Here is a 15,743-nt window from a genome sequence, read left to right on the forward strand (position 1 = left end):
AATGCTCTTTGCATCAGATGCCGCGATGGGCGGCTTCGTCGTCCGTCGTCGTGACGGAGTCGTCCTGCGCCGCGTCGCGGCGCCTTCCTGTTCGCTCTCAGCCTTCGCCTTCGGACGTGGCGACCGGATACGGCCAATACGCCTTCTGGGCGGCGCGCTCGTCTTCCTGGACGCGGGGCGATTCCTCGTGTCCTTCGCGTTGCGGCTCAGCGGCCGCAACGTTTTCCGAATCGTCCGGCGCGGCCGCGGCCAATGTCTCGCGCTGATCTTCGTGCGCGCTGTCCGCTTGCTCGGTATCCGCGACCGGTAACGCTTCAGCCAGTGCAGGCTCCTGCGTCTGCGTTGCAGTCGTCTCGTCGGGCTCGCTCACCATAACGGCCTCGGCAACGTCCTCGCGCACCTCGGCTGCATCGGTCACGGCGGCCGGTACGTTGTCGCCGGATTCGCCACCGGATTCGCCACCTCCGGCCGCGAGCAGTTGCGCCACCTCGCTGTCCGGGAACTCGATAGCATGCTGCGCCAGCAGTTGCTCACCGATCTGCGACGACGGATCGTCGAGCGGCGGCAACTCGTCGAGCGACTTCAGACCGAGGTCATCGAGGAACTGCCGTGTCGTCGCGTAAAGTGCCGGGCGGCCCGGCACGTCGCGATGTCCGATCACCTCGATCCAGCTCCGGTCCTCGAGCTGCTTCACGACCTGCGTGTTCACCGTGACCCCGCGGATTTCCTCGATGTCGCCACGCGTAACCGGCTGGCGGTACGCGATGATCGCGAGCGTTTCGAGCACCGCACGCGAATAGCGCGGCGGTTTTTCGGGGTGCAGGCGGTCCAGATAGGTCCGCATCGCCGGTTTGCTCTGGAAGCGCCAGCCGGACGCGAGCCCCACCAGCTCGACGCCGCGCCCAGACCACTCTTGCTTCAGATCTTCGAGCAGGTGCCGAACCGTGTCGGCCGAAATGTCATCGACGAACAATTTGCGCAGGTCGCCGATCTTCAGCGGCTCTTGCGTGCAGATCAATGCAGTCTCGAGGACGATCTTCGCCTCTTGGGTATTCATGCAGCCAGGTCAGACCTTAAGTCGGGTTCAGGGAACCGGATCAGACAGAGACGATATGGAACTGGAGACGCGCTCGCCCGATTCTGATCGGTCATATTGATGGGAGCACGCACCGGGGGGTCGCAATACAGGCACCAGAGCCTGACCCAGCCGGGGAGCCGCGAGAATCCCGTAGGGAATCGCAAGACTAAGCGCCATATTACGCAAAAACACCGGGTGCGTAAAGACGCTCTCGTGCGTTGCCCAACGCACCGCCCATGCGGCACACGGTCAGCGCGAGCCCCGCGCTTTGAGATAACCCGCGAGACGTTCGACACCTTTATCGAGGCGCACCGGATCGCATGCATAACACCATCGCACGAATCCCTCGCCCTCGCGGCCGAATGCGCTGCCCGGCGCGAGCCCAAGGCCTGCGTCTCGCACGAGCGCCTTACACAGCGAGAGGCTTTCCTGCGCGCCCGGCAGTTTGAAAAACAGGTACATCGCGCCGGGCGGCGCCTTCACGTCGACGCCGGGCAACTGCGCAAGCGCCGCCGCCAGGTGGTCGCGCGACGCGCGCAGATCCGCAACGAGCGCACGCGTAAACGGCTCGCCATGCTCAACCGCCGCGATGCCCGCCTGCTGCACGAAAGACGGCGCGCACGACGTGTTGTACTCGACCAGCTTGCCGAGATCGTCCATCAGCGTGGGCGGCGCGACCATCCAGCCGAGCCGCCAGCCCGTCATGAGCCACGCTTTCGAGAACGAATTGACGCAGATCAGGCGCTCATCGCGCGACGCGAGGTCGAGGAACGAAGGCGCAGCGCGCTCGCCTGCCTCGCCGTAGTAGAGGCGCTCGTAGACTTCGTCGGCGACGATCCAGATCCCGTGACGGCGGCAGTGATCGAGCACCGCGCGCTGTTCGTCTCGCGTCATCACCCAGCCGGTCGGGTTGTTCGGCGAGTTGATCATCAGCAGTTTCGTGCCCGGCGTGAGTGCGGCGAGGAGTCGCTCGAGGTCGAGCGTCCAGCCGCGCTCGCCGTATGAGAGCGACACCGTCTCGACCGTTGCGCCGAGGATCTTCGGGATCTCCACCAGATTCGGCCACAACGGGGTGACCGCAACCGCACGGTCGCCCGAGCCGATCACGAGTTGAGCCGCGAGCATCAGTGCATTCACGCCTGCGCTCGTCACGGCAATGTTCTCGACCGATGTGGCCCCGTGCAGCCCGCTCACGTATCGGGCAAGCACCTCGCGCAACGGCGCGATGCCGAGATTGTGTGTGTAGAACGTGTCGCCACGACCGAGCGCCTCGGCTGCTGCCTCGCGGATAAACGGAGGCGTCACGCGATCGGATTCCCCGAACCAGAACGGCAGCACGTCCGGCACGCCGAAGCCCGCGTTCGCGACCTCGCGGATCTGCGACGAGCGCAGTGTCCGCACGGCATGGCGCGCTTGCGGCGAATCGGGGGTCGCAGTGATGGTCGAAGGCAGGGTGGGATCGCTCATTGAGGGGCTTCCTGGGCTTTCGGCAGTTGCAGAAAAGCGCAGTGTAGCGCGCGTCCGTCACACGTGGAGGCCTCGACCACCGAGCGACGCTCACACCCCGCCCAGTTCCTCCTGACGCCCGCCGATCTGGCGGATCAGCGCCCAGACGGCCGCTGCAGCCGGGGAAAGCGAGCGGTCGCGACGCCGCACCAGTTCGACCGTACGCTCGGCGCGTGGCACGAGCGGCCGTGCGACCAGCGACGAACCTGCCGGCACGGGCAGCGCAAGCCACGGCAGAACACTGATGCCGACACCCGCCTCGACGAGCCCGAACACGGTCGCCGGATGCCCGAGCTCCTGGACGACCCGCGCGTGGACGCCCTGCTCGCTCATCACGGAGTCGATCAGCGGGCGGCTGCCCGAAGCGTAATCGAGCATCACGAGCCGCTCACCGTCGAGTTCATGCCAGCCCAACTGCTCGCGCCTCGCGAATGCGTGATCGCCGCGCATGACGACACAGAACGAATCGGTAGTCAGCGTGATGGTTTCGAGATCCTCCGCTGCGAACGGACCGATGACCACACCGAAATCGACCTCGCCCGAGCGGACCTTGCGCACGACGTCGCTCTGCACGTCGTCGCGCAATCCGAGCGTAACGTAGGGATACAGCCGCTCGCATTCGGCGACGACCTGAGGCATCAGACGACACGCGACAGTCGGGCTCGCTGCGACGACCACGCGCCCACGCCGCTGCTCACCGATTTCGCGGATCTCGTGCAACGCGTCGTCGAGATCGTTGATCAAACGCCCAACGCTCGCGATCAAGTTGACTCCGACGTCGGTGAGCTGGACTTCGCGGGTCGTCCGGTCGACGAGCTTGACTCCGATTTCCGTCTCGAGCTCGCGCACACACCGGCTCACTGCGGACTGCGTGAGCCCGATTTCAACACCCGCCCGGCTGAAGCTCTGCAACCGGGCCACTTCGATGAACACCCTCAGTTGTCGCAGCGTCACATTCATCGCATTTTCTCATCAATCATGCCTTCTCATGCGATTTTATCCCGTCCGACGTCGTTTGCAGTATCTTGATAAACCTCAACGAGCATGACTTCCGCAGTGCAGCAATGCAGCGCAATGCGCACGTCTGACGGGCCTGACTGCACAAAATTGGTGATTCTCCTGATTTCCGCACCCGGCAATTTCTAGTCTCATACGGCGCTGGCAAGCACCTGCGCGGGCTTGATGTCCCGCGGCTTCGAAACGAAAGCGTATGAGTTGGCACGCTTTTCGCATTTGGGCATGTACAGGACCGGCGAACGTTGCGGAGCATTAAATCCGCCAACGCAACCGGATCCCGCCTGGCCCTCCGCCACCCTGGTGGAGTGCTTGAAGAGTGCGCAGCGCGGGGCAGCGCACCAGAGATAGCTCGCTGAGGTGAAACATGATGCTGTTCGACGATTTGAGAGATAACGAATGGGCGCTGATCGAGGCGTTGTTCTGTGCGGAACCCGCGCGGAGCGAACGGCGCGGACGGCCTCGCGTCGAAGCACGAGCCGTGGTCAACGCAGTGCTTTGGGTGCTGTCTACCGGTGAGGGCTGGTCGAAGCTGCCGGGCCGCTACCCGTCACCGCCCACCTGCCGACGCCGTTTCGACGAGTGGCAAACCGACGGAACGCTGGCCGAAATCGTAAAGCGCCTCGGTTCGAACGGTCGCGAAATTTCGCTGCGCGGCCGTATCGGCGCAACGGCGACCAAGCCGCCGGCACCGCCGAGCCGCGACCGTCTGCGCGGCGCGTTCTGGACCAATCCGGAGTCGTGGCGCGCTCCGGCCAAGATGGCCTGAGCAGGTCACGAGGCTCTCTGTTGCCGGGTGTCCACACGCCCGGCAACGCCGGACTCCATCCCCGGCACTCCCCCATTCAGGACGCACTCGCACCTTCGCGCGCGAAGCGTCCGCTCGCCCCGCTTACCCTCTGCTCGCCAGCGGGCGAAACATCTATTTACTAATATTCACAACCCCGTTTTGCGTCAGACGTTAGGGTAAGGCCATGTCTACGAACGTCGACGGCCCGCATTGACGGGAGACTGCCATGAAGTCCATGCCGCTGCTCACTCCGGGCATCATGGTTTCGCTGTGCGCCCTCGCCCTGATTGCGTCGGTCGCCTCGTCCGGCGTGTGTGCCCAGTCGCAGCGCGCCGGCTCGCAGGGCTGGTCCATGCCCCGCGTCGCGACTTCGCCGCCCAATGGTCCGCCTTTGCAGGGTGGCCAGAATCAAGCTGTGCCGCGCGGGGACCTGCGCGGCGACATCGCCGATCATGCCCGCCAGCGAGCATCACCATCCCGACCAGCACCGCCGGAACAGCGACGTCGCTGAGCGCCGGAATTGCCGGACATCCCGCTCGCCAGCTCGCTCGATTCATTCAGTTGAACGCCACATAAGGCGTTTCCCGCGCGCCAGCGCACGTTACGAAAACACCGGGAACCACTGCGCCTGACTCCGGTCTACCCTAAGCCATTAAGCACAGCGTGGCAGCAGTAATTCCGGTAAGCCCGTATCGTCCGATGCGGGCTTTTTTTTCGCGTGGCCCGGGCTGCCGGGACGAGGACTAGGCGGCGACCGGGCTTATCGGCCGCCTTACTGACGGGTTTCCAGCCCCGCTTGCGCCACGAATTGAAGCGCGTAGTCGGCGACGCGGTGCGCGGTCCACTGGAGTGTGCGTTCGTCGCGTGCGAGGCGCGCAAATTCGGCGCGGCCGCGATCGGTCAGGACGGCGATGTCGACGGGGGCGTGAAAGCCGGGCGCGGGCGCGACAGTGCGCTGTCTCACCGTGTCCATCAAACCCAGATCGCGCAGATATTGAAAGACTTCAGGACGCCGCGCCCAAGGTACCTGCCGGTACTGCACCCGCCGCAACGCTTCGAGTACTGCTTCGTTGGAATACGTATTCATCTCGCTTCTTTCTTAAAATGCAGCCTTCGAACGGCTGTGCCCGGCAACGCACAAAGGCGAAGTGGGCAACCTGCCGTAACCGGCTGTCGATGCGCGTCCGCCGCCGGACGAGCACGCGGCAGAGCTGCAAATGATCCGGGCCCCCGTGAGAGTGGCGAGCCACTCCCCGCACCACCGGCGCGGCGCCACGATCGCGGCGCATAAGCGCAAGGGTGCCACATCCCGAAAACCATACGTTACCTTATTCAAATTGATTCTATTCGTTTTCTTTGTGGCATTTATTGCACTGGCCTTGCTGTGGCGCAGCGCCCGCACGGCGATCGCTGTCATCGTCGGCGTCCTTTTCTGGCTGCTCGCGTCCGGTTGGCTGACAGGCGTGCTGCTCGATCTGGCCCAACCCGCGATATATCGCACTCCCTATGACCCTGCGCAGGTGCTGCCCGCATCGTTTGGCTTGCGGACTGGCATTGTCGTGTTAGGAGGCGGCACGCGAACCGGAGACGACGGAGTGCTCGTGCCAAAGCGTGACGTCTACGCTCGCCTCTCAACTGCCGCTTCCCTCTACCGGCAATGCACGCTCGCGGGCGGCGCCTGCCGCGTCATCGTGAGCGGCGGCAATCCACAGCGTCATACGGCCACAGAGGCCGACACCTACGCGCCGTATCTCCTGCGCGCCGGCGTCGCGAGCGTCGATCTCGTGCTGGAAAACACGAGCCTCACGACCTGGCAAAACGCGCGCAACGTGATGTACCTCCAGCACGCGCAAGCGGACGACACTCTGTTTCTCATCACGTCGGCGTATCACATGCCGCGTGCCCTGCTCGACTTCCGGCGCTTCGGCGCAAATCCCGTGCCGGTTGTGTCAGGCGTACGCCATGCGCAGACCGGATGGCGGCCCCGCCTTGTCAATCTCTGCAGCGCGCAGATCGCGCTCCACGAGTTGTTCGGCATGGTCCAGTTTCATGCTTACCGCATGATCGGATGGTTCTGACGGCGTCGCATCGCGACACCGTGAGTAACAAGATGTAACACCGGGCAATCAGAAATACGCGATGTCATCTGGAGCGTATATTTGTTCTTTAGGATGGCATGGCCATTCCGTCTGGACAGGCAACGGCTGGGTCCTCACACCGCTCCCACGGAGGTAAAGATGAACAAAGTGTCCCTCGCAGTTCTGATTTCGCTTTCTGCGCTGACGGGTACCGTCTACGCGCAAACCGAAGGCGGCGTCATCGAGAGCACCGATCCGCAAAAAGTTGCGCAATTCGAGCAGCACGCGCAGGAAGTGCAGGCGCAGCAGCAGCAAGCGGCTCAAGCGCCAGCGATGCCGATGAAGGACCACATGAAGCACCATCACCAGAAGAAGCCCGCGGAGTGACGCAGCGCGCCGCGTGACGTAACGTGGCGCGGCTCACGCGTGTCGCACGTGGCCCGTCTCAACGGGCGAAGAGGCCGATGCCGGAGCGACCGGCGTCGGCCTTTTTTATCGCCCGCGCGCGTCGTGCGCGCCATCGCCGCCCGAACGGGTCCCTCGCCGCGGTATGCTAAAGTCGCGCACCTCGAATTGACCCACCCACTGTGCGCCCCTCGCGCGGAGAACAGCATGAGCAACATTCAGCTCGACATCGAATGGACCGAAGCGGCATCGCGCAAGATCGAAAAATTGATGCCGCGCGACAAAGAAGAAGCATTCCTCGCGTTGCCGCCCGTCGAATGCCTGCCCATGGAAGGCGACGTGCTGTTCCTCGGACCGCAAGGCAAGCAGCAGCCGTTCATTGTCGCCGAGCGACAGTACCATCACGAAGGCGACGCCGACTGGACCATCATCCTGATCCTCGACGTACCCAATTCCGCACATTGATCGCACCGCGGCCGCCGCGCGGACGCTGAACCGCGCGGGACGGCCAGAACGACGATGCGCTGATGATGCCAGGAACCACCCGGCGTGTCCTGTATGCGCCGATACGCTTCGTCGTGCCCCCCGCATTCCCCTTCCAACGATTGCAAACGCAACAGCTGTGTTGTCAGGAAGCGCCGCTTCGTCCGCGCGATGCACAGTCTGTGCGGCTGTTTTTCACCTGTCCTTCCTGAGCTGGCGAACCCTGCCGCAAAGGCGTTGCCCCAGAACAACGTCATTCGACGACGCGCCGCCGCGCCACCTTCACCTCACCGCGATGTGCCTTGCTGTCGAGGCGTCGCAGCTTCGAGGCGCGGGTGGGCCGGGTCGACACGCGTGCCTTGCGGGTCACGCTCACGCTGTCGACCAGTTCGTCGAGGCGCGCTAGCGCGGCTGCGCGGTTCTGCTCCTGCGTGCGGTACTCCTGCGACTTGATCACGACTACGCCCTCGCGTGAGATGCGCCTGTCGTTCAGGGCGAGCAGCCGCATTTTCACCACCTCGGGCAACGACGACGCCCGAATGTCAAAGCGCAGATGAATCGCGCTCGATACCTTGTTCACGTTCTGCCCGCCCGCGCCTTGTGCGCGAACGGCGACCAGTTCGATCTCATGTGGTGCTACGGGATGGCGAGCGGTCATGTCGGGCAGTGAATCGGATCGGAGTGCGAGGGGTAGACGGGTGTGCGATGACGCATGCGCGAGTGTCGCACAGGCTCCGGCTCGCAGACATGTTCCCAAGCATGCTCGACGCAAGCTTTACCGCGCGTTCCGCGACGACGTCGTTTGCTGATCGGCAGTCCTTCGACCATACTTCCGCCATCCCCCTGAAACACTGGAGCACGCGTCCGATGAAGCTGCGCCCGGCATTCGTCGCCGAACTGGCGGTCAATCTGCTGCTGCCCTGGGTGGCCTACTCTCTCGCGCACCCGCGTTACGGCGAAGTCGGCGGGCTCGTCGCATCGGCCGTTCCGCCGCTCGTCTGGAGCATCGTCGAACTCGTGCGCTTCAAGCGCGTCGACGCGCTCTCCTCAATCGTGCTGCTTGGCATCGTGCTCTCGCTCGTCGCGATGGCATTCGGCGGCAGCCCGCGCGTGCTGCTCATGCGCGAGTGTTTTGCGTCGGGCGCCATCGGTGTCACCTTCCTCGCGACGCTCTTCGCGCGCCGGCCGCTCGTGTTCTACCTTGCGCGTGCAACCGTCGCTCGCGAGACACCCGAAGGCGTCACGCGCTTCGAGCGGCTCTGGAACGAACGCCGCGAGTTCGCGTCGGCGATGCGCATGCTCACCGTCGTCTGGGGTATCGGCATGACCGCCGACGGCGCGCTTCGCGCCTGGCTCGCCGCGACCTGGCCGGTCGAGCGCTTCCTCATCGTCTCGCCGATCCTCGGCTACAGCGCGTTCGGCGGTCTGCTCGCGTGGACGTTCTGGTATCGCACGCGCATGCGGCGCATCCATGGCACCCATGGGTTGCTCGGCGATCCAGCCGCCTGACACGGCACGCTGCGTCCGTGCCCTCCGCTATTCATCACGTTGCATGGGGGGGTGGTCTGGGCATGGTCGAAATCAGTTAGACTCACCGTCCGCTCCCGAACTTTCACCGGCAGTCGATGCGCTACTCGGTAGAAATCCGCAAGTTTCTCTATAGCCAGTACTTCTACGGCGGCCTGCGCATCGCGATCGGCATCTCGCTTCCAGCCGTCCTGTGCCTGTTCGTCTTCGACAAAAGCGAACTCGGCTTCACCATCTCGACGGGCGCGCTCGGCGCGTGCGTCGTCGATATGCCCGGCCCGCTCAAGTACAAGCGCAACGAAATGCTCGCGTGCAGCGCGATCGGTTTTCTGGCCGCTTTTGCCACGGGCCTCGCGACCGTCAATTCCATCGCACTCTGGGCCACCGTCGTGCCGCTCACGTTCGTGCTCTCGCTCGTCGTGGTTTACGGTAACCGCTGGCCGCAGATCAGTTTCGCGACGCTCTTCATGATGGTGATGACGCTCGAAGAGCACTTCACGCCGCATCAGGCGCTCATCAACGCGCTGTGGATCTTGCTCGGCGGGCTTTGGTACACGGCCTGGTCCACTCTCGTGAGCCGGCTCATGCTCGATCGCATCGAGCAGCAGGCGCTCGCGGAAAATGTGTTTGCCTGTGCCGACTATCTGCTCGCGCGCGCCCAGTTCTACGACCTCGACAACGATCTCGACGACTGCTATCGCAATCTCGTCGCGAAGCAGATCGCGGCGGTCGAGCGCCAGGACGCCGCACGCGATATCGTGCTGCGCAATCTGCCGAAGTTCAGGCGCGGCAAGCCTGATCCGCACCGCGCGATGCACTTCAATCTGTTCATCAACACCGTCGATTTGCACGAGCTATTCGTGGGCACGCACACCGACTATCCGCTCGTGCGCAACACGTTCGGCGGCTCGGATCTGCTGGTGTTCTACCGCGACCTGATCCGCAAGGCGGCTGCCGATCTCGAGGACATCGGCCTCGCTGTGCTGCAGAACCAGGTGCCGCGCGCGAGCGTCAACGTGAAAGCCGAGCTGCGAGCGATCGAATACGAACTGGAATTGCTCAAGCAACGCGATCTGCCGTCGACCGATCCCGAGGCGTATTCGGCGATCTCGGCGTCGTTCCGGCGCATCTGGAGCGCAACGCGCCTGATCGATCGCATGCGCCGCAGTCTTGCGAGCGAAGTACCGACCACGGAAACCGAGTTGCGCATCGACGCGGCGCTGCAGCGTTTCGTCACGAGCCGCCAGGTGTCGTACATGCAGATCTTTTCGAATCTCACGATGGCTTCGCCGAGCTTTCGGCACGCGCTGCGCGTGACGATCGCGGTGGCGGTGGGATTCTGGCTGGGGCGCCTCCTGCCGCTCACGAACGCGTACTGGATCGTGATGACGAGCATCATCATCCTGAAGCCAGGCTACTCGCTCACACGCCAGCGCAACGCGCAGCGTATCGTCGGCACGTTGATCGGCTGCGCGGCGAGCATCGCCATGATTCTGCTCGTCAAAGAGCCGCTCGTGCTGCTCGTCTCGATGTTCGCGGCGATGGTCATGAGCTACAGCCTTCTGCTCTTCAATTACACCGCGAGCGTGGTGTTCACGTCGTCCTATGTGCTGCTGATGTTCCATCTGCTCGCGCCGGGCAACATGCGCATCATCGGCGAGCGCGCAATCGACACCGTGGTGGGCTGCATGATCGCGATCGCTGCGAGCCGTCTGTTCCCGTACTGGGAGTACCGGTTGATGGGCAAGCTCGTGCACGACATGATCGCCTCTATGCGCCAGTATCTCGACGCGAGCTGGTGGGGGATCGGTGCACGCGGAGGGTCGCGTCAGTCCGCATTCGCCGGGGCGACACTAACCGAGGCCGCCGCGCTCCCGAGCGCAAACACAACCGCCAGCGTCGATGCCGCCACGCGCACGAACAGTCCCGCCACTGCTGGCACGGATGCAGCCATCTCTGCTGGCATGACGCGCGGCCTCACCGCCGCTGCATCGGGCGCGAACCCGGGCACACAGGGAAGCACACCGGCGAGTGCAGTCGAAAGCGACTACCGCTACCGCCTCGCTCGCAAGAACGTCCACGTCGCGTTTGCGAATCTCGGCCAGGCTTTCCAGCGAATGATGCTCGAGCCGAAGGCGGCGCAAAAATTCGTCGCAGAACTGAACGACTTGCTCATCCTCAGCCACGTATTGGCCTCGCAGATCACAGCAGCGGCTCCGCTCCTGCGCAGCGCAGCGAAGCCCGGGCACGTCGTGCCGCTCGATGCGCTGGAACGCGCACTCTCATGCGTGAGCGAGAACCTCGGCGCGGCCGAAGCCGGCACACCGCCCCCCGCCGACCAGCTCGACGCGACGCGCCGGCTCACACGCGATCTCGATGCCATGGTGGTTAGCGCCGAACGCGCGCTCGGTGCGTCCGGGGAATTGACGCAGGAATTGAAACTGCTTTCGCATCAGTGCAAGCAGATGATCTCGGCGTCGTGGATCATACGCAAGGATGCGAGCGTGATCCGGCTTCCGGAATGACGCGCCACGTGCCCGCGCGAATCTACACCACGCTACTGCGCGGCGCCACTCGCGGGTGAGACGGCCGCGCTTGCGGCCTCACGGGCTGGTTGCGGCTGGGTAGCTTCTTCATACTCGCGCTTCTCGCGAATTGCATTGAAGAGCACGGTTCCGATCACAAGAAGCACCACCACCACGATGAACACGCCTATGCCAAAGACGGGGTTCTTCTTGCGCGGATTGTTCATGGCTTACCGGAGCGATAAAGGACGAGCAGGCATTCTACGTCGCGGCGCCTTGCAGACAGCTTGCAGCGCAGGTGCTGCGCGCCTCCGGCTCATTCCATTCGCGTGGTCCGCACCGGCAGCGCCGTCGAGTATTTGAGCTGCTCCATCGCGAAGCTCGAACTCACGTCGGAAAGCGGCACGGCGCGAATCAGTTGCTTGTAGACGCGGTCGTAGTCGTCGATGTCCGCGACCACGACACGCAACAGATAGTCCGTCTCGCCGCTCATGCGATACGCCTCGACGATCTCCGGAATGTCCTGCACCGCGCGCGTGAAGGTCTGCGCCCATGCCTCGGTGTGCTGGTTCGTGCGCACCGCGACGAACACGGTCGTCCCCACGCCGAGCTTCTTCGGATCACACAGCGCCACCTGCGCGCGGATGACACCCGTCTCTTTGAGACGCTGCACGCGCTTCCAGCACGGCGTCTGCGAGAGGTTCACCCGCTGGGCCAGTTCGGCGACCGGCATCGTGGCGTCCTGCTGCAACAGCTCGATGAGCTTCCTGTCGATGACATCCATTTCCGCGCTTCCCCAGTTGTAGTAATTTTTTCTATACAGAGACGGTACAGCGGAATTATATGGAAACTCTTTCTAGACGCAAGCGGGTATAAATAGTTCATCGGAACCATTCGCGCGAGATCGACGATGAATTCCCCTGCCGAACCTGCTTTCCTGTGCGCCGCGTACGCCGTCGAGGACCATGCAGCGGCAGTGGCCCGCCTGCACGCAGCGCTCGAAATCGCCTTCGACGCGTGCACGACGCCCGCCGATCCGTCGCAGTGCCCCGCGTTTGCGCGTGGCATGCGCGGCGCGCTCGCCGTAGCGCTCGCCGAACCGGCACTCATCCTGGCCGGACAACGCGAAGGCAGCAGCGAACGATATCGCCGCCACCTGATCGCCGCCGACCCCGCTGGCCGCTACACGGTCGTGGCGCTCGTCTGGCAGCCAGGCCAGGCCAGTCCGGTTCACGCGCACCACACCTGGTGCGGCTTCACGGTACTCGAAGGCGCGTTGACCGAAACGCTCTACGCGTGGGAAGCGACACGCGGCGGCGCGGATGCCGTGCGCGAGCATCTGCGTGCCCCAGGTACTGTGTCGTTCGGCGGAGGCGGAGGCATTCACCGGCTGTCGAACGACAGTGATGCCAAAGCGGTCTCGCTACATGTCTATGGCGTGGACGCCGCGCGCATCGCGACGCACGTGAACAACGTATTGCCACTCGCTACACCAGCGCAGTGCGCAACTCGGGAAGTCAACAGCGACGCGCGCGCGCACGACGCCCCGCCACGCATCGCACACGGCTAACGACAGCTAACTACGGCTTCCCGACCCGCCCGCAGTCGGAATCTGCGGCGGCGAGCCGTCGGGACCGGAGGTCGTCTGCGGAGCGGGCCGCGGCTCGTGCGAGGCGTCGCGCGGCGCGCCGGCCCTCGCCGCCTTGCGCGGCGGCGCCAGATCGTCGTCGTGCGTCGCGGCTGGCCCACTGCGCGACGACGTGTGAACCTGCATCTGCGGCACAGGCATCTCGATCCCGGCTTCGTCCATCCGGCGCTTCAGGCGCGCGTTGAACGCGCGCGCAACGCTCCATTGCTGCAGCGGCCGCGTCTTGATCTGGCCTTTGACCACCATCCAGTTCGGCTCGAAGCGGTCGAGGCCCCACACTTCGACAGGCCCGAGAATCTCGCGCCGATAACGAAAATCCGCGACCAGTTCCGCGCCCACTTCGCGGATCATCCGCGTCACCGTATCGAGTTCGACTGAAAACGGCACGCGCACCTCGAACACCGCGAACGCAAAGTCGCGCGACAGGTTCTTCACGATCTTGATCTGCGAGAACGGAATGGCGTGGATCGCACCCTGACCATCGCGCAGGCGCACGGTGCGGATCGTCAGATGCTCGACGGTGCCCGCGTGGCCATTGTCGATGTCGATCCAGTCGCCGACCGATATGGTTTCCTCGATGATGATGAACAGCCCCGTGATGAGGTCGCTCACGAGCGACTGTGCGCCGAAGCCGATCGCAAGGCCGATGACGCCCGCGCCCGCGAGCAACGGCGTCACGTTGATGCCGAGTTTGGCGGCCGTGACAATCCCGGCAATCGTAACGATCGTCACCAGCAGTGCGTTGCGCACGAGCGGCAGCATGGTGCGCGCACGCGTGCTGGGCGCATGGCCTTTGCCACGCGGGCTGCTCGGATTAAGCGCTTCGAGCATCGCGGTGTCGAGGATGATCCACACGAGCCACGCGAGAAACAGCGTCGCACCGATTGAGAAAAGCGCGTGCGCGATGCCGCGTGCGGCCACATTCGCCTCGATCATGCGCGCAATCGAAACGTCCCAGAGGCGCGCGCACGACTCGAAATAGGCGAGCCAGATAAAGACCGTAATGAGCGTCCCCGCGAAGCGCAGGAGCCGCCACAGATAAGGCGAGCGCCGCCGCACGCGCTTGGGGTCGGGCCGCGTGATGCGCCGCACGATCGCCGAAAGGAAGAACGCGAGCACGAGCAACAGTGCCATGACGATCGAGTTCTGCAGCACGTTCGAACCGCTATAGACGCCGCCGATCGTCGCAACGATCGAGGCGACCGCGAGGAGCAGCATCGGTACATGCCAGAGCGAGGCGAGCACGTCGAAGACTTCGGTAAGTGCCTTGTGGTCGTGGCGCAGCACGTAGCTGCGATTGCGGATCAGTTGCGCGACGGGCCGCCGGAACACGACGGCGAAGGTCGCGGTCAACACGGCGGCGGTCATGTTTGCGAATGTGGACACGAGCGCGGCCAGATTCGTGCCGATCTGAAATGCGATTTCGTAGTTGGTCGCCGCATCGCCTAGCGCGCTGAGTACGCCGATCGCGAAGAGCGGTCGACGGCCACGCGCGATGAGGATGCGCACGGCGGCACGCCGGTGCCCCGAGCCGAACAGCGAAAACATGGTGAGGCAGATCGCAGAGAACACCGCGCCCGCGACAATGGCATACGCGATCACAAGTCCTATCGTGCGACCGACCGCGTCGGGCAGCGCGCGCTCGACGATGAGCACGACGAAGAACGCGACGATGAACGGACCGACACGATGCAGCGCGAAGACGACAAGTTCGAGCGTGGTCGGGTTGGGCTGCAGGTCCGTTGCGACTGAGAAGCGACGCAGCAGGCGGTGCACGAGCCAGAGCAGCGCGGCGGCGCATACGCCCCAACCTGCCAGCATCGAGCCCGCGTCGAGCACCAGGTGCCCTGTACTCGCTTCGCCCTCGCCCACGGCGAGCGTGACGAGTTCGTTGCCGGCCGCGGAAAAACGCCCGCTCCAGTAACCCAGCGGGTTGCGGCCGTGCCGCGCGTCGGCTTCGACTGACGTGATTCCCGACGCGATCGCGCCGAGCAACCCGGACGCCCCGGCGACCCCGGAAGCCGGTGCCGGTGCGGCGCTGCTCGACGTGTCGCGCAACTTCTTCAGTTGGGTCACGAGCGTATTACGCTGGCGATCGTTCTCGAGCGTGGTGATCACGCTATCGAGCGACTTGGCAAATTCGGCCGCGCTGGCAGGACTCGGTGCGGACGCGGCCTCGGCGGCCGATGCTTCCGAAGCGGAAGCAGGCTTACCCGTGATAACGCTCTTGAGCGTCGGCAGCATGGGCACAGGCGCAACCTGGGCGACGGCGGGCCTCGTACACACAAACGCACACGCCAACGCAACCGCGAACCACGCAAGCACGACCGGCGCGCGGCGCAGGCGCCGCATCGCTGCGCACGCGGTTCGCAGGCCGGGGATCGCCCCCCAGGCGGGCGGCACAGCATGCCGCCATGACGCGCGCGTATCGTCCCGTCCGGAGCGTGAAGTCATGTTGAAAGGGGCGAAATCGGAATGCACCAGTCTAGCCACTCCACGATGGACCGCGTGACGCGCGTGCGTAACAGAATGTCAGCGTGCATTCGCGTAACCTCCGCCGTAGCAGTCAGTGGCCATGGCGATCCGGCGGTTAAACCGGTCGGTTCAGGCGCGCGGACGAACTCGACCGGGTCGGCTTGTGCCGGGGTGTGGCCCGCACATCTGGCATCGGCGATAAGACTATCCGCGC

General features: G+C 64.4%; 16 protein-coding genes. 8 read left to right on the forward strand and 8 right to left on the reverse strand.

Going from position 1 to position 15,743, the window contains the following annotated elements:
* Positions 1–97 precede the first annotated feature (97 nt).
* From scpB to L0U80_RS08915, 3 genes are all read right to left on the reverse strand, one after another.
* The gene (gene scpB, locus L0U80_RS08905; RefSeq protein WP_233863582.1) at positions 98–1,057 is read right to left on the reverse strand and encodes an SMC-Scp complex subunit ScpB; all 960 of its coding nucleotides are present in this window, start codon (positions 1,055–1,057) and stop codon (positions 98–100) included.
* Between the two features lie 270 nt (positions 1,058–1,327).
* The gene (locus L0U80_RS08910; RefSeq protein WP_233863583.1) at positions 1,328–2,545 is read right to left on the reverse strand and encodes a pyridoxal phosphate-dependent aminotransferase; all 1,218 of its coding nucleotides are present in this window, start codon (positions 2,543–2,545) and stop codon (positions 1,328–1,330) included.
* Between the two features lie 90 nt (positions 2,546–2,635).
* The gene (locus L0U80_RS08915; protein WP_233863584.1) at positions 2,636–3,544 is read right to left on the reverse strand and encodes a LysR family transcriptional regulator; all 909 of its coding nucleotides are present in this window, start codon (positions 3,542–3,544) and stop codon (positions 2,636–2,638) included.
* A gap of 421 nt (positions 3,545–3,965) precedes the next feature.
* Here L0U80_RS08915 and L0U80_RS08920 point away from each other — a divergent pair, with 421 nt between their 5' ends.
* Positions 3,966–4,367: a transposase gene (locus L0U80_RS08920; RefSeq protein ID WP_233863585.1), complete on the forward strand. Its 402-nt coding sequence runs from the start codon at positions 3,966–3,968 to the stop codon at positions 4,365–4,367.
* Positions 4,368–4,614: 247 nt separating this feature from the next.
* On the forward strand, positions 4,615–4,899 hold the full coding sequence (locus L0U80_RS08925) for a hypothetical protein (RefSeq protein ID WP_233863586.1): 285 nt from the start codon (positions 4,615–4,617) through the stop codon (positions 4,897–4,899).
* A gap of 261 nt (positions 4,900–5,160) precedes the next feature.
* On the opposite strand, the gene L0U80_RS08930 is transcribed toward L0U80_RS08925, so the two are convergent.
* Complete coding sequence (locus L0U80_RS08930; protein ID WP_233863587.1) at positions 5,161–5,475, reverse strand: hypothetical protein; 315 nt, start codon at positions 5,473–5,475, stop codon at positions 5,161–5,163.
* A gap of 280 nt (positions 5,476–5,755) precedes the next feature.
* Here L0U80_RS08930 and L0U80_RS08935 point away from each other — a divergent pair, with 280 nt between their 5' ends.
* The 3 genes from L0U80_RS08935 to L0U80_RS08945 all read left to right on the forward strand — a co-directional run bounded on the left by L0U80_RS08935 (position 5,756) and on the right by L0U80_RS08945 (position 7,336).
* Positions 5,756–6,466 (forward strand): YdcF family protein, encoded by a 711-nt coding sequence (locus tag L0U80_RS08935; protein ID WP_373322192.1) that lies wholly within the window; start codon positions 5,756–5,758, stop codon positions 6,464–6,466.
* A 159-nt stretch (positions 6,467–6,625) separates the two neighbouring features.
* Positions 6,626–6,853, forward strand: coding sequence for a hypothetical protein (locus L0U80_RS08940; protein ID WP_233863589.1), 228 nt, complete (start codon positions 6,626–6,628; stop codon positions 6,851–6,853).
* A gap of 225 nt (positions 6,854–7,078) precedes the next feature.
* Positions 7,079–7,336 carry a DNA-binding protein gene (locus L0U80_RS08945; protein WP_233863590.1) on the forward strand — a complete coding sequence of 86 codons (258 nt, stop codon included), beginning with the start codon at positions 7,079–7,081 and terminating at the stop codon, positions 7,334–7,336.
* Positions 7,337–7,607: 271 nt separating this feature from the next.
* Here the strand turns inward: L0U80_RS08945 and arfB are convergent, their stop codons facing one another.
* The gene (gene arfB / locus L0U80_RS08950; protein WP_233863591.1) at positions 7,608–8,012 is read right to left on the reverse strand and encodes an alternative ribosome rescue aminoacyl-tRNA hydrolase ArfB; all 405 of its coding nucleotides are present in this window, start codon (positions 8,010–8,012) and stop codon (positions 7,608–7,610) included.
* A gap of 209 nt (positions 8,013–8,221) precedes the next feature.
* On the opposite strand from arfB, the gene L0U80_RS08955 reads away from it, so the two are divergent.
* Both L0U80_RS08955 and L0U80_RS08960 read left to right on the forward strand, forming a co-directional pair.
* Positions 8,222–8,863: a VC0807 family protein gene (locus L0U80_RS08955; protein WP_233863592.1), complete on the forward strand. Its 642-nt coding sequence runs from the start codon at positions 8,222–8,224 to the stop codon at positions 8,861–8,863.
* 116 nt (positions 8,864–8,979) lie between these two features.
* Positions 8,980–11,406, forward strand: a complete 2,427-nt coding sequence (locus L0U80_RS08960) for an FUSC family protein (RefSeq protein ID WP_233863593.1) — start codon at positions 8,980–8,982, stop codon at positions 11,404–11,406.
* 32 nt (positions 11,407–11,438) lie between these two features.
* Here L0U80_RS08960 and L0U80_RS08965 read toward each other — a convergent pair whose 3' ends face one another.
* Positions 11,439–11,633 (reverse strand): hypothetical protein, encoded by a 195-nt coding sequence (locus L0U80_RS08965; RefSeq protein ID WP_233863594.1) that lies wholly within the window; start codon positions 11,631–11,633, stop codon positions 11,439–11,441.
* Positions 11,634–11,722: 89 nt separating this feature from the next.
* Positions 11,723–12,190, reverse strand: a complete 468-nt coding sequence (locus tag L0U80_RS08970; RefSeq protein WP_233863595.1) for an Lrp/AsnC family transcriptional regulator — start codon at positions 12,188–12,190, stop codon at positions 11,723–11,725.
* Positions 12,191–12,316: 126 nt separating this feature from the next.
* Between L0U80_RS08970 and L0U80_RS08975 the strand changes: the two genes are divergently transcribed.
* The gene (locus L0U80_RS08975) at positions 12,317–12,976 is read left to right on the forward strand and encodes a cysteine dioxygenase family protein (protein ID WP_233863596.1); all 660 of its coding nucleotides are present in this window, start codon (positions 12,317–12,319) and stop codon (positions 12,974–12,976) included.
* A 6-nt stretch (positions 12,977–12,982) separates the two neighbouring features.
* Here L0U80_RS08975 and L0U80_RS08980 read toward each other — a convergent pair whose 3' ends face one another.
* Positions 12,983–15,406 carry a mechanosensitive ion channel domain-containing protein gene (locus L0U80_RS08980; RefSeq protein WP_373322193.1) on the reverse strand — a complete coding sequence of 808 codons (2,424 nt, stop codon included), beginning with the start codon at positions 15,404–15,406 and terminating at the stop codon, positions 12,983–12,985.
* Between the last annotated feature and the right edge of the window lie 337 nt (positions 15,407–15,743).

The sequence above is a fragment of the Paraburkholderia adhaesiva genome (genome assembly GCF_021390575.1).
GTDB classification, from domain to species: Bacteria; Pseudomonadota; Gammaproteobacteria; order Burkholderiales; family Burkholderiaceae; genus Paraburkholderia; species Paraburkholderia adhaesiva.